Genomic DNA, 13,123 nt, shown 5'->3' on the forward strand with positions numbered 1-13,123 from the left:
CTGACAACCGACGGGGCCCCGCAAACGCAAGCGCCCCCCACGCACCCGCCAGAGCCGACCTACCCTTGCTGCCTTCCGGCCCTGGGGGAGTTCAGTCAGATAGCGCCACGTGAGGGGCTGCGCACCACAGTAGCGGATCCCCCACCCAACAAACGAACCCACGCCCCACCCCGATCCGCTCCCCACCCTCCACCACCCCCTCCCGACGATCATGGTCGCGAGCACTCCCCAACGTCTTGTATTGTTTGCGGCGGAGGATTCGCCTAGTGGCCTAGGGCGCACGCTTGGAAAGCGTGTTGGGGGCAACCCCTCACGAGTTCGAATCTCGTATCCTCCGCCGGCAGAAGGCCCGGACCGCTTGCGGTTCGGGCCTTCGTCGCGTTTGGGCGCAGCAGCGCCCGCCATCATCTGCGGGCGTGGCACAGGGCGTTACGAGCCGCTCGTCCCCTCGCTGCGCGGCCACAGTGCGATGGCGACCAGTACGGCGGCCCAGACGCCCAGCGGGAACAACGGCCAGTAGTACGTCAGCTCGTGATCGCGGAAGCAGCTGATGCCCCAGATCGCCGACATGATCACTGCGCCGCCGAGCCAGTAGCGCCATTCGTCCAGCCATTCGCGCAGGTCCTTGCGGTCCCGTTCGCGGTCCGCGATCCGCATGGCGGGTTTGGGTTGATCATCCATGAGTGTCCCCCTTCGGCCCGGCCGCGGTCGGTGCGGCCGGATTTTGGGATACGACTGTATCTCAAAAAGAATACGGGCGTATTCTGACGGCGGACGTGTGGGACGGAGAGCGGCGAAGCGAGGAGCGCACAGGGTGCCCAAGACGGTGGATCGCGAGGAACAGCGGCGGCAGATCGGTGCCGCGGTACTGCGCCTCGCCTCCGAGCAGGGACTGGACGAGGTCAGTGTCCGTACGGTGGCCGCCGCGAGCGGACGCTCACCGGGAGCCGTCCAGAAGTACTTCCGCACCAAGGACGAGATGCTGGCGTTCGCCGCCGAGCTGGCCGGCGAACGCGTCGAGGAGCGGATGGCCGCCGTCAACTACGGCCTCCCGCCGCGCGAGGCGCTCCGTGCGCTCGTCCTCGCCACCCTCCCCGTGGACGCGGAACGCCGGGCCGAGGCCGCCGCTCAGCTCGCCTTCGCCACCCGCGCCGCCCACCACCCCGGACTCGGCGCGATCCGCCGGCAGGTCGACGAGAGCGTCCGTACGGCCCTTGGCGACTGGCTGGCATCCGCCGGGCACGGCAGGGATCCGGACGCGGCCGCGGACCGTCTGGCCCTCGCCGATGCCGTGATCGCGCTCTCCGACGGGCTGGCGCTGCGGCTGCTGTACGCGCCCGAGGAGCAGGAAGCGCTGCTACGCGCCCTGGACCACGCACTGGATGCGCTGATTCCGCCCCGATCACCGTCGGCGTCGGCATGACGGCCCGGCTGTGTCGCTTCGCCCTGTGCGGGGCGCAGGCATCCGCCCCACGCGAACTTCCTTTTCGGGCAGGGAAATCACCGTAACGCCGGATTCTTGTCGCGGAGGAAAAGAAGGCGACGAAATGTGGCGCACGGGGCATGGAGAACCGGGCGGTCGGCGATGATGCCGAGTGGTTATCCAATCGCAGGCATGGGTGTGGTTTCGGGGGCTCGGGCCCGGCAAAGGGGAAGGCATGAACAATGCCCATGAGCCCATGCCCACAAACAACTCCTATGGCGACTATGGCGCCTATGACCACAATCGGTCCGGTACCCGCTCCGGCTCCGGTGCCGGCGCGCATCGGGCCGCGCTGATCATCCACACCATCGGGGATGTGACCGCCGGCTTCCTGGGACTGTGGATACTGCTGTACCTGCTCGAAGCGAATCAGGGGAATGTCTTCGTCGAATTCGTGCACGGAGTGGCCGACTGGCTCGCCTGGTGGTCGCAGGACATTTTCACGATGGACAGTGAAGGTGTGCGGGTTTTCCTCAATTACGGTCTGCCTGCGGGGCTTTACCTGCTGCTGGGGCATGGGATCGCGGCACGGGTTCGTCGCGTCTGAGCGAATTTCCGTCCTCGGAGCGGCGACGGGGATGGCAGTCGGACGAGCGGGAGCGGCGGGGCGTTCTCCTTTGCGGGAGCCGCCTGTTGGTGGCGTTTGTGTGCTGCCTAGCATGAAGGGGTGATGTCCAGCCGCCCGTTCGTGCCGCCGCGGGCCGCCGTACGGCGGTGGCGTGTGTGGTGTGTGTTCGGGCTGCTGGTGGGCCTGTTGGGCATGCACGGGATCGGGTCCGCCGGTGTTGCGCCCGCTTCCGGGCATGAGCACCGTATGGCTGTGGTGGCCACCGTCCAGGGGCACTGTCCAGGGGACGGTGACTGCGGCGGTGGCGGGCATGTCCATCACGCGGACCCGACCTGTGCGTCCGCCGCGCTGCACGGGCCGCCCGTGTCCCCGGCCCTGACGCCCTCCCCGGGCTGTGACGTACGGCCCGCCGGTCTGGTGGGCGGGGGCGAACCGAAGGGCCGGGACGGTGGGCGGGCGCCGCCCTCGCTGGCTGAACTCCAACTCCTGCGGATTTAGGAACACCCCGACGGCACGGGCGCCCGGCTCATGGGCGCGGTGCCGCCGTTCGGCATGTCCCGATACCGCTGCTTTCCCGGAGTTCAGTCATGAAGTCAGTCATGAAGTCAGTCATCAAGCCCACCCGTTCGTTTACCCGCCGCCTCGTACTCGTGGGCGCCACCGCCGCCTCCGTGACGGTGCTGGCCGCCTGCGGCGGCAATGACAGCGGCAGCCACTCCAGTTCGGCTCACCGCTCCCCGTCGAAGTCCGCTTCGTCGCCCAGTGCCGCTGCCTCGGATGGTGCGCACAATGCGGCCGATGTGGCGTTCGCGAAGGGGATGATTCCGCACCACCGGCAGGCCGTGGAGATGGCCGACCTGGCTGCCGGCCGTGCCGCGTCGAGCCAGGTGAAGGAACTCGCCGCCAAGATCAAGCGAGGTCAGGACCCGGAGATCAGGACGATGTCCGGGTGGTTGACCGCCTGGGGTGAGCAGGTTCCGAAGGGGATGACGGAGGGGATGCCGGAAGGGATGCCCGGGATGGATCACTCCGCCGGCTCCCCCGACTCCGCCGGCTCCGCCGAGTCCGGCCACTCCCGTCACTCCGGCCACTCCGGCCACTCCGAGATGCCCGGGATGATGGGTGCGGAGGAGATGGCGGCCCTGAAGGGGAAGTCGGGGAAGGCGTTCGACGCGGCCTTTTTGGAGATGATGATCGGGCATCACCAGGGCGCGGTGAAGATGGCGGGCACCGAGAAGGAGAAGGGTGCCTACGGCCCGGCGAAGAAGCTGGCCGATGACGTCATCAAGGCCCAGGAAGCGGAGATCGCGCGGATGAACAAGCTGTTGGGGAAGGGGTGAGCTGCCGGTAGTTGCCGGTGGCTGCCGGTAGTCGCCCATAGGTGTGCATAGCTGCCGGTGGTGGGGCTTGGCCACCACCGGCGGTAGGCCGTAACCCGCCCCTCTCCCGTCCCCTCAGGACGGCGAGTTCCCACCCGGCGGGGCCCCGGGCCCGCCCCACGGTGGCGCCCCGGGCCCGCCCGGTGGGGCCCCGCGGAGGGTGGCCAGGCGTCGGCGGTACTCCTCTTCGTCGATCTCGCCGCGCGCGTATCGCTCCGCGAGAATTTGCTCGGCGCCGGGTCCGCTGGGGGTACCGGGGCGCTCGCCGCGGGGCGGGCCGGAGCGGCCCAGGGCGCGGACGATCAGTAGCGCGATGACGAAGAGCAGCGCCAGGAAGAGGAACAGGCTGACCGACGTCGCGAGCCAGGCCCATCCGCCGCCATGGCGGCCGTACCAGCAGAGCATCGACCTCCACCTCCCGCGCGTCGCAGGGTGCGGGCCCGGCGCCGGCGCCCACAGGTGACCTGGGTTGCACGCCCTTCCATGGTCCCTCCATCCGGGGCGGGGGGCCATGGGCCCGGTGCTCGGGGAGCGGTCCGGGCCCTCTTCGCCCTTCCGCCGGCTCTCAGGCCGACGCCCCCGTCGGCCCCGTAAGCCGTCGGCCCCTCACCCCGTCGCCCCGCCCGAGGCCCCGCCCGACGACGACGAAGCACCCGGCACCGACTCCCCCTCCTCCTCGTGTTGTACCGCCGCGTCCACCGCCTCCGGGGGCATCGCGAGGCGGACCGCGGTGTAGTGGATGGCCAGACTGAAGACGATCACAATGGCCAGGTCCCACCAGTCGGGGAGGGCCTCGGTGCCGCCGTAGCGGCCGAAGCGGGCGATGAGGATCATGCCGATCAGCCAGGGCCAGACCCAGAGGGCGTTTCGGGCGCGCAGGACGCCGCGTTCGGCGGCCGGGGTGCCGAGGCGGGTGAGGGCGAGGAAGACGAAGCCGAGCAGGGCGGCGATGCCGAGCTTCCAGTCCGCCTCGTAGCCGGACCAGTAGAAGATCAAGTTGGCGAAGACGAAGCCCAGGGGGGCCATGACCGATCCGGCGGGCAGTCGGTAGGGGCGGTGCCGGGCGCCGTCGCGTACGCGGAGGGCGTGCAGGGACACCGGTGCGAACGCGTACATGATCGCCGCGGCCGAGGTGACCAGGCCGACCAGCGCCTGCCAGCTGGGGAACGGCAGGAAGGCGAGCTCGCCGACGACGAAGGCGAGGAGGGTCGACACCACGGGCACCCGGCTGCGGCCGACCTGGGTGAGGGGCCGGGGCAGCACTCGCTCGCGTCCCATGGCGTAGGAGAGCCGGGCGGCGCCCGCCATGTAGACCAGGCCGGTGCCTGCCGGGGAGATCACGGCGTCGATGTAGAGGATGGTGGCCAGCCAGCCGGCGCCGACGGCGGTCGCCAGGGTGGCGTAGGGGCCGAAGTTGCCCGCCCCGACGGGGTTGTCCCAGCTGCGGGTCAGGACGGCGGGGTCCAGGGCGGCGATGAAGGCGATCTGCAGCAGGAGGTAGAGCGCGGTGCCGACGGCCATGGCGACGACCACGGCCCGGGAGATGTCGCGCTGCGGATTGCGGGCCTCACCGGCGAGCTGGATGGCCTGCTCGAAGCCCAGCAGGGCGAACACCACCCCGGCGGGCAGGGCCGCGAAGACGCCGTGTGTCCCGTGGGGGGCGAAGCCGCCGCCCGCGGTGAAGTTGGAGGCGTGGAAGGACAGTGTCATCAGGACGATGACGGTCAGCAGCGGGACGGCCGTTTTGAACACGGCGGTGACCGAGTTGATCCCGGACATCAGCCGGACCCCGAGGACGTTGATGACCGTGAAGAGCATCATGAAGACGGTGCCGATCACCAGGCCGGGGGTGGTGAGGGTGCCGTTGGGGTTCAGCAGGTCCACCCGGTCGTGGATCCAGCCGATGCGGTCCAGGTAGGAGAGCGTGGCCTCGACCTCGATGGGGGAGATCAGCACCGATCGCAACCAGGACATCCAGCCCGCGGTGAAGCCGGTCAGCGGGCCGAAGGCGAAGAACGGGAAGCGGGCGGTGCCGCCGGCGATCGGGTAGGTGGCGCCCAGCTCCGCGTGGGCCAGCGCGAGCACGGCGAGCATCGCCGCGGCGAGCACCCAGGAGAGCAGCGAGGCCGGGCCGGCGATGACGGCGGTGGTGAGCGCGCCCAGCAGCCAGCCGGAGCCGATGATCGACCCCAGGGAGAGGAACATCAGCCCCCAGAAGCCGACCGCCCGGCGCAGATGGCGGGCACCGCCCGCGCTCTCACTCCCCGCTACGGCTGCCTTGCTCACGCGCGCTCCTGGTTCACCGGGCCGTCTTGGTCCTGGGACGCGCGCTGGCGCTGCCGGCGCGCGGCGCGTCGCCCGTATACGGAGAGTCAACGCGTGGTGGCGCGTCAGGTTCCGGTTTGGGCGGTGAGTTCCCTCGTCGGGCCGTGTGGAGCGGGGGCGGGGGGTGCGGGCGCCGTGGGGTGGTTACGGGGCCGTGGGAGCGTTCGTCGGCGGCTGGCGCTGTGGAGTGACGTGCCTCGCCGGGCAGGCGCGTACGGCCGCCCTGCCGGTTACCGCAAGTGACTGCTGGAGGGCTGGGCGAGGGGGTGGGGAGAGCCGTTGCGGGGCGGCGGGTGGGAGTGGAACAGGGTGGTGTACAGGCCGCCGCGGGCGAGGAGTTGGGCGTGGGTTCCGGACTCCACCAGGCGTCCTTCGTCCAGGACCAGGATGCGGTCGGCGTCCGTGGCGAGGTCCAGATCGTGGGTGATCACGATGGTGGTGCGGCCCGCGGCGAGGCGCCGTAGTGGTTCGAGGATGCGCTGGGTGGCCAGAGTGTCCAGGCCGGTGGTGGGCTCGTCGAGGATGAGTACGGGGGCGTCGCGGAGCATGGCCCGCGCGATCGCGACGCGCTGTAGCTGGCCGCCGGAGAGCCGTGAGGTGCCGGGGGCGATGACGGTGTCGTAGCCGTCGGGGAGGGCGCTGATGAAGACCTCGGCGTCGGCCGCGCGGGCGGCGCGGACGACATCACCGTGGGTCGCGTCCTCGTGCCCGCAGGCGATGTTCTGCTCCACGGTGTCGTGCAGGACCAGGGTCTCCTGGGGGAGCAGGGTGATGTTGCGGCGGAGCCTGGCGAGCGGCGTGCGGTTCACGGGGATGCCGTCGAGCCGGATGCTGCCGGCGTCCGGGTCGTAGAACCTCAGCAGCAGGGCGGCGAGCGTCGACTTGCCCGCCCCGCTGGGCCCGGTGACGACTACGAGTTCCCCGGGCACCGCGCTGAACGAGAAGTCCTGGAGGACCTCCGTTTCGTTGCCGGGGTAGTGGAAGTGCACCCGGCAGGCTTCCACCGTGCCGACCGCGCGTTTCGGTGCCGGGACGATGTCGGCGTCGTCCGGTTCGGTGACGGCGGGCCGGGCGTCGAGGATCTCCAGCAGGCGCTCGGATCCGGCGGTCGCTTCGGTGACCGTCAGCCCGAGCTGGCCGAGGTTGCGGATCGGCGGGTAGAGGTAACCGATGAAGGCGGCGAAGGCCAGCAGCTGCCCGAGCGTCATCCGCCCCGCGGAGATCTCCCATGCGCCCAGGCCGATGATGGCCAGGACGCAGAGCGTTTCGAGGACCTCGACGATCTGCTCGTAGAACTCGTTGAGGCGGGCGCTGGTCACCGATGCCCGGAACCACCTGCGGGCCTCACGGTTGAGCCGCTCCTGCTCGTCCTGCTGCCGGTTGTATGCCTGGGTCAGGACGACATTGACCAGCCCTTCCTCGACCACCGAGGTGATCGCGCCGTCGGCCGCGCGCTCCCGGCGGGAGACCTCCTTGACCCGGCCGGTGAAACGGCGGGTGGCGATCACGAAGAGCGGGGCCAGGGCGAGGGTGACCAGGGCCATGTCCCAGCGCAGCCAGAACGCGGCACCGGTGTAGAAGATGATGCCGAAGACGGCGGTGGCCGCCTGGACCAGCCCGCTGACCACGAGTGCCTCGATGGCGTCGACATCGCCGGTCAGCCGCTCGACCAGGTCACCGCGGCGATTGCGCTGGAAGAAGTGCGGCGGCAGCTTCTGGAGATGGGCGAAGACCCGGGCCCGCAGCCGCATCACGAAGCGCTCGGCCGTCCAGGCGGCGAGTGAACTGCCCAGGTAGCCCACCACCCCGCCGGCCACGGCCACGCCCAGCCACAGGCCGGCCGGTCCCCAGAAGGCGCTGACCGAGCCCTTCTGCAGAGCGTGGTCGGTGAGTTCGGCGAAGACCAGGATGGCCACGGTCTCCGAGAGGGCGGCCACGATGGCGCTCAGGCAGACGAGGAGGATCCAGCGCCGGTCGCCCCGGGTCAGCGGCCAGAAGCGCCGGACGGATTCCTTGAATCCGACCCGGCGGGTGCGGATCAGGGCGTCGGCCACCAGGCCGGCCCGCAGGACCCGGTCGGCGCCGGTGCCCGGGGACGGCGCGGCCATGGGCCGTGGTCCGTCTGTAGGTCGAGTGGTGTGGAGGGTCGGCTCGGGCGACAAGGACGAGCCCTGTCCCAGGTGCGGTGCTGCCCCGTTTCGTTGAGGCGACGCTGCACGGCGCTCCGCGCGCCGGCGCGAGCTGCGAAAGTGCATGGTCGCTACTCATCCCGTTGCGGCGGTCGGCCGGCCGGGGCCCTGAGGGCCCTCAAACCGACGAGGCGGACCCGCGCCGTACGCGAGCCTGCCTCGGACTCAGGTTTGTGAGTCAGTAGCGTCCACGTCCATAGCCACGTCCGTAGCCACGGCCGTAACCGCGTCCGTATCCGCGTCCGTAGCCGCGTCCCCGGCCGCGTCCCCGGCCGCGTCCGTAGCCGCGTCCGTAGCCGCCGCGGCCGTAGCCGTCGCCGTCACCGTGACGCCTTCTCGGGAAGACATTCCGGAAGCTCATTCTTGCCTCCTCAGATTGGTTCTTTGTTGCCGAACCGTTACCAGCTCGACAACTCCCAAGCTACGACGCTCACCTGCCTCCAACAAGGGAAATTGCGTGAAAATTCAGACATAAGCCAAGATTCTTGACGAACCTGACAAAGGGTGCCGAAGCGTCACTCTCCGGATGCCGTGAAGGGAGGACGTGAAGGGCGAACGCAACAGGCCGGCCGGGCGCCGGTGGCGGACCCGCACTGGGCCCGTCCCGGCGCCGCCGACCGGCACCGTCGCCGCATGTCAGGTCGCGCTGAGCGCCACCGTAGGGTGCAGCCGGGAGGCCCGTACGGCCGGGTAGAGGCCGGCGATGACTCCGATCACCAGGGTGGCGCCCAGGCCGCCGGCCAGTGACCAGGGCGGCACGACGGCGGTCCATCCCTGGGCGCGGGCGAAGGCGAAGGTGGCGGCGGCACCGAGGGCCGCGCCCGCCAGTCCGCCGAGCGCCGACAACATCAGTGACTCGGCGAGGAATTGGATCCGGATCGAGCCGCGGGTCGCGCCCAGGGCACGGCGCAGCCCGATCTCCTGGCGGCGCTCCAGTACGGAGACCACCATGGTGTTGGCCACGCCCACCCCGCCAACGAGCAGCGCCACCGCACCCAGACCGAGCATCAGCGAGGTCAGCCCCTCGTCGGTGGCGGCCTTGGCGGCGAGGGCGTCGGAGGGGCGGGAGACCTTTACCGCGTTCTCGTCGCTCGGGTTGACCGTACGGGCCAGGACCTCTCCGACGGCCTCCACCGAGGCGTCCGGCGAACGCTCGAAGATGACGCTCGGGTGGCCGTCGAAGCCCAAGTAGCGCTCGGCGGACGGGGATCCGACCAGCGCCGTACGGTCCAGGGTCGGCACCAGCTCGATGGGTGCCAGGATTCCGGTGACGGCGTACCAGCGGTCGTTCAGCAGGATCTTGGCACCGGGCGCGGTGATCCCGAGGCGGTCGGCGGCCACCGAGCCCAGTACGACGGTGGGCAGTCGTTCACTGGCGCGGTTCAGCCAACTTCCCTGATCCATACGGGCGTTGAGGGTGTCGAGCAGGTCTGTGCGGGCGGCCTGCACGGTGACACCCGCCGCCATCTCCTCCGGTACGGCATCGCTGCGCCGCACCCGGGCGTCGACCGTGCCGACGGAGGTGGCGTGCTGGACCGGGCCGATCCGCTGGACCATCGCCACCGCGCTCTTGGGGAGTTTGACGTCCTGGCCCATGGCGTCCTGGCCCGCCTCGGCGGTGAGCAGATTGGTGCCGAGCCGGTCCAGCCGGTTCATCAGGTCGGCGCGGCTGGAGGTGGACAGCCCGATCACCGCGACCATCGTGGCGATGCCGATCGCGATGCCGAGGGCGGACAGCACGACGCGGGTGCGGCGGCTGCGCAGGCCCTCGGCGCCGACCCGCAGCACATCGGCCGGGGAGAGCCGGGCCGGGCGGAGTGCGGGGCCGCTCATCGGGTCACCTCCTCGGTGGGCTCCGCCGGGGAGCCGGGGGCGGCAGGAGCGGCGGGAGAGACAGCTGCGGCCGGTGCGGCGCCGGAGTCGTCGACGATCTCGCCGTCGCGGAAGCGGATCCGGCGGGGCAGCGAGTCGGCGATGTCGTTGTCGTGGGTGATGACGCAGACGGTCGTCCCGCCCGCGTGCAGCTCATGGATGAGGTTCATGACCATCTCGCCGGAGGCGGAGTCCAGCGCACCGGTCGGCTCGTCCGCGAGCAGCAGATCGGGGCCGCCGACCAGCGCGCGGGCGATGGCCACCCGCTGCTTCTCGCCGCCGGAGAGCTGGTGGGCGAGGTGGCCGATGCGGTGGCCGAGCCCCACTTCCTCCAGGGCCGTACGGGCCCGCGCGCGGCGCTCCCGCAGCCCCGTGCCGCCGTACAGCAGACCGTCGGCGACATTGTCCTGGGCGCTGCGGCCGGGGGCGAGGTGGAAGTGCTGGAAGACGAAGCCGATGTGCCGGGCGCGGAGCGCGGAGAGCTGGGCGTCGGACAGTTCACTCACGTCGTACCCGGCCACCCGGACCTCGCCGGAGGTGGCCCGGTCGAGGGTGCCGAGCAGGTTGAGCAGGGTGGACTTGCCGGAGCCGGACGGGCCGACGATGGCGGCCAGTTCGCCGCGGTCCACCCGGAGGTCCACGCCCCGCAGCGCGTGCACCCCGCCCGGGTACGACTTGGTGGCCCCCCGCAGTTCGATCACGGGTGGGGTCATTGCTCGGCCGCTCCGACCTTCATGCCCTCGGCCAGGCCGGCCCCGCTGACCTCGATCCGGCCGTCGGCCGTCAGCCCCGTCTCGACCGCCACCATGCGGGTCTTGGAACCCTGGACCAGCTCCAGCCCGTAGCCGCCCTCGCGCAGCGCGACGATCGCCTCGACCGGCACCGTCAGCACGTCCTTGCGGCTCTCACTGACGAACTTCACACGGAGGGTGCCCTGCCGGTCCTTCTCCTGGATCTTGGTGCCGTCGTCGAGCGTGATCTCCACGTTGATGGCATTGGCGGACGAGCCACCGGAGGCGGCGGCCCCGTCCTCACCGGACTCGGATTCCTCGGGGGCCACCACACCGCTGACCTTGCCGCGCCGGTTGTCCCCGCCAGGCATGGCGATCTCCACCTTGGTGCCCTTGGCGGCCAGCGCCCCGTCGGCCGCTTCCAGCTCGGCCCGGACGACCGGCTTGGTGGAGGCGACCGTCAGGACCTTGCTGTCCGGGCCGATGCTGTCGGCGAGGGCGGCGTCGGCGGACACCACCCGCACGGGGCCGCGCTGGAAGACCACGTCCCCCTGGCCGACCTCGCCGTTGGCGGTCACATCGAGGGACTTCTGCCACTGCTTGACGGCGGCCTTGGTCGCCTCGTCATAACGGACGTCCACATACAGTCCCGCCCCGAATCCCAGGTCGCGGAGGTTGCGCTCCAGCTGGAGGACGTCCGGGCCGCGGGCGCCGACCTTCATCGTGCGGAACATCGGTGTCGCGCCGTAGAGGAGCGTCACCGGGCGGGCGTCGCGCTCGTACAGGCGCTGTCCGAGCGACACGGTCTTGCCCGATTCGGCGGCCTTGGTGACCGTGCCCTCCACGGGGGACTTCACCACCCGGCGCTGCGCGTAGTCCAGCCGTCCGTCGACGGTCTTGCTCTGGACCAGATCGGTGCGGGTGATCTCGGTCGTGGTGGGCGGGCCCTTCGGTGCCCGGCCGTCGGCCGAGGCGTCCTTGCCGGTGCCGGTGTAGATCAGGACCCCCGCGGTCACCGCGGTCACGGTGACCGCGGCGGCCAGTACGACGACGCCCCTGGGGCGCTTTCGTTCACGGGTCACTGCATGCCGTCCAGGCCGTCGAGGAGCTTGTCCTTGCATGCCTGGCGGGCCTGCTTGTAGGCGGACGACTCACGGTCGGTATCCGGCGCGGTGGGGTTCGTGTCGCTGCCGCCGGGGATGACGTTGCCGTCCTGCAGCTTCGGGTTGCTGAACTTCGAGACGCCGTTGGCGCGCATGCACTTGGCGTGCGCGAGCATCGACTCGTAGTCCTTCTGCGTGTCGCGGGGCGGCTCCAGCTGCATGGCCTTCTGCATCTCGGGCGCACACGCCCCGTCCCGGCCGCCCTTGGCGACGTCGTTGCCCTTCTCCTCCTGGAGCGCGTCGATCTTCGTCCAGTCGAGATAGCCGCTCAGCTTGGGGTCGGGGTAGTCCTTGGTGATCTTCTTGCGCATGCACTGGACGAACTTCATCTGCGCGTCATAGAAAGCGCTCTTGCCCTTGGCCGCACCGCCCTTGGCCGCGGCGGCGCCGTCCTTGCTCTGGTCGGTGGAGGGCGCATTGCTGACCGAGGCGACGCCTCCGCCGGACGAGTCGGCAGCGCCGCCGCAGGCGGTGGTCAGGGCCAGGGCGGGCACGGCGACCAGCAGCGCGAGGCGTGCGGCACGGGAGCGGGAGCGAGTCTTCTGCGTCATGCCGCCCAATGTCGGGGACGTGCTTCATGGCCGCTCCATGGCCGCATGATGAGAACGTAACAATGCCCCCGGGCCGCTTTTCGCCCTGTGGATAACTCCTGAGCTGCACAGACCTCGCCCATAATCGACCCCATGCCGCATGTGCTGTTGATCGAGGACGACATGTCCGTCCGGGACGGAATGGAGCTGGTGCTGCGTCGGCACGGCCATGAGGTCGACGCCGTCGCCACCGGTGAGGCCGGCCTGGAGCTGCTGGCCCGCCCGCAGGGCGGCGGCATCGAGATCGCGGTGGTCGACCTGATGCTGCCCGGTATCGACGGCTTCGAGGTCTGCCGCCGGATCCGCGCCCGGAGCCAGTTGCCGATCATCATGCTCACCTCGCGCGGTGACGACCTGGACGTGGTCAGCGGGCTGGAGGCGGGCGCCGACGACTATGTGGTCAAGCCGGTCACGGGCCGGGTGCTGGAGGCCCGTATCCGGGCGGCGCTGCGACGGTCCGGCCCGGCCACCCGTACGGCCAGCGACGACTTCGCCGGACTCGTCATCGACCGGGCCGGTCTGACCGTCACCAAGCGCGGCAGCACCGTCCCTCTCCCGCCGACCGAGCTGCGGCTGCTGCTGGAGCTGTCGGCCTCCCCCGGCCGGGTCTTCAGCCGCGAACAGCTCCTCGAAAGCGTCTGGGACCACGACTTCCTGGGCGACTCCCGGCTGGTGGACGCGGCGGTCGGGCGGCTGCGCGCCAAGCTGGAGGACCTCCCCGCCAAGCCGCGCTACATCCAGACGGTGCGCGGCTTCGGCTATCGCTTCGGGCCGCTGTGAGCGCGCGATGAGGACCACGGAGACGAGCGCGGGGGCCACGGAG

General features: G+C 70.7%; 13 protein-coding genes, 1 tRNA gene and 1 other RNA gene. 6 read left to right on the forward strand and 9 right to left on the reverse strand.

Going from position 1 to position 13,123, the window contains the following annotated elements; all coding sequences use genetic code 11:
- Positions 1 to 23: 23 nt before the first annotated feature.
- An RNA gene (ffs, locus tag STRTU_RS16095) (signal recognition particle sRNA small type) lies at positions 24 to 122 on the reverse strand.
- Positions 123 to 252: 130 nt separating this feature from the next.
- On the opposite strand from ffs, the gene STRTU_RS16100 reads away from it, so the two are divergent.
- Positions 253 to 337: transfer RNA gene (locus STRTU_RS16100), tRNA-Ser, on the forward strand.
- Positions 338 to 429: 92 nt separating this feature from the next.
- On the opposite strand, the gene STRTU_RS16105 is transcribed toward STRTU_RS16100, so the two are convergent.
- Positions 430 to 681 (reverse strand): hypothetical protein, encoded by a 252-nt coding sequence (locus STRTU_RS16105; protein WP_246240605.1) that lies wholly within the window; start codon positions 679 to 681, stop codon positions 430 to 432.
- A 133-nt stretch (positions 682 to 814) separates the two neighbouring features.
- Here STRTU_RS16105 and STRTU_RS16110 point away from each other — a divergent pair, with 133 nt between their 5' ends.
- From STRTU_RS16110 to STRTU_RS16125, 4 genes are all read left to right on the forward strand, one after another.
- Complete coding sequence (locus STRTU_RS16110; protein WP_246240608.1) at positions 815 to 1,423, forward strand: TetR/AcrR family transcriptional regulator; 609 nt, start codon at positions 815 to 817, stop codon at positions 1,421 to 1,423.
- A 256-nt stretch (positions 1,424 to 1,679) separates the two neighbouring features.
- Positions 1,680 to 2,030 carry a hypothetical protein gene (locus STRTU_RS16115; protein ID WP_159746993.1) on the forward strand — a complete coding sequence of 117 codons (351 nt, stop codon included), beginning with the start codon at positions 1,680 to 1,682 and terminating at the stop codon, positions 2,028 to 2,030.
- A gap of 123 nt (positions 2,031 to 2,153) precedes the next feature.
- Complete coding sequence (locus STRTU_RS16120; protein ID WP_159744152.1) at positions 2,154 to 2,549, forward strand: DUF6153 family protein; 396 nt, start codon at positions 2,154 to 2,156, stop codon at positions 2,547 to 2,549.
- A 101-nt stretch (positions 2,550 to 2,650) separates the two neighbouring features.
- Positions 2,651 to 3,391: a DUF305 domain-containing protein gene (locus STRTU_RS16125; RefSeq protein WP_167539160.1), complete on the forward strand. Its 741-nt coding sequence runs from the start codon at positions 2,651 to 2,653 to the stop codon at positions 3,389 to 3,391.
- 114 nt (positions 3,392 to 3,505) lie between these two features.
- On the opposite strand, the gene STRTU_RS16130 is transcribed toward STRTU_RS16125, so the two are convergent.
- From STRTU_RS16130 to STRTU_RS16160, 7 genes are all read right to left on the reverse strand, one after another.
- Positions 3,506 to 3,835: an SHOCT domain-containing protein gene (locus tag STRTU_RS16130; RefSeq protein WP_159744153.1), complete on the reverse strand. Its 330-nt coding sequence runs from the start codon at positions 3,833 to 3,835 to the stop codon at positions 3,506 to 3,508.
- A gap of 201 nt (positions 3,836 to 4,036) precedes the next feature.
- Entirely contained in the window at positions 4,037 to 5,716 is a 1,680-nt protein-coding gene (locus STRTU_RS16135) for an APC family permease (RefSeq protein ID WP_246240614.1), read from the reverse strand.
- Between the two features lie 269 nt (positions 5,717 to 5,985).
- Complete coding sequence (locus tag STRTU_RS16140) at positions 5,986 to 7,863, reverse strand: ABC transporter ATP-binding protein (RefSeq protein ID WP_246240621.1); 1,878 nt, start codon at positions 7,861 to 7,863, stop codon at positions 5,986 to 5,988.
- Between the two features lie 717 nt (positions 7,864 to 8,580).
- Entirely contained in the window at positions 8,581 to 9,777 is a 1,197-nt protein-coding gene (locus STRTU_RS16145) for an ABC transporter permease (RefSeq protein WP_159744155.1), read from the reverse strand.
- Positions 9,774 to 10,529 carry an ABC transporter ATP-binding protein gene (locus STRTU_RS16150; RefSeq protein ID WP_159744156.1) on the reverse strand — a complete coding sequence of 252 codons (756 nt, stop codon included), beginning with the start codon at positions 10,527 to 10,529 and terminating at the stop codon, positions 9,774 to 9,776. Before STRTU_RS16150 ends, STRTU_RS16145 begins: the two co-directional genes overlap by 4 nt.
- Complete coding sequence (locus STRTU_RS16155; protein ID WP_246240623.1) at positions 10,526 to 11,629, reverse strand: peptidoglycan-binding protein; 1,104 nt, start codon at positions 11,627 to 11,629, stop codon at positions 10,526 to 10,528. The genes STRTU_RS16150 and STRTU_RS16155 overlap by 4 nt, the downstream gene beginning before the upstream one ends.
- Positions 11,626 to 12,261 (reverse strand): hypothetical protein, encoded by a 636-nt coding sequence (locus STRTU_RS16160; protein ID WP_159744158.1) that lies wholly within the window; start codon positions 12,259 to 12,261, stop codon positions 11,626 to 11,628. The genes STRTU_RS16155 and STRTU_RS16160 overlap by 4 nt, the downstream gene beginning before the upstream one ends.
- Before the next feature lie 132 nt (positions 12,262 to 12,393).
- On the opposite strand from STRTU_RS16160, the gene STRTU_RS16165 reads away from it, so the two are divergent.
- On the forward strand, positions 12,394 to 13,080 hold the full coding sequence (locus tag STRTU_RS16165; protein ID WP_159744159.1) for a response regulator transcription factor: 687 nt from the start codon (positions 12,394 to 12,396) through the stop codon (positions 13,078 to 13,080).
- Positions 13,081 to 13,123: the final 43 nt, after the last annotated feature.

Origin of the sequence: Streptomyces tubercidicus (assembly GCF_027497495.1) — a bacterium.
Lineage (GTDB): Bacteria > Actinomycetota > Actinomycetes > Streptomycetales > Streptomycetaceae > Streptomyces > Streptomyces tubercidicus.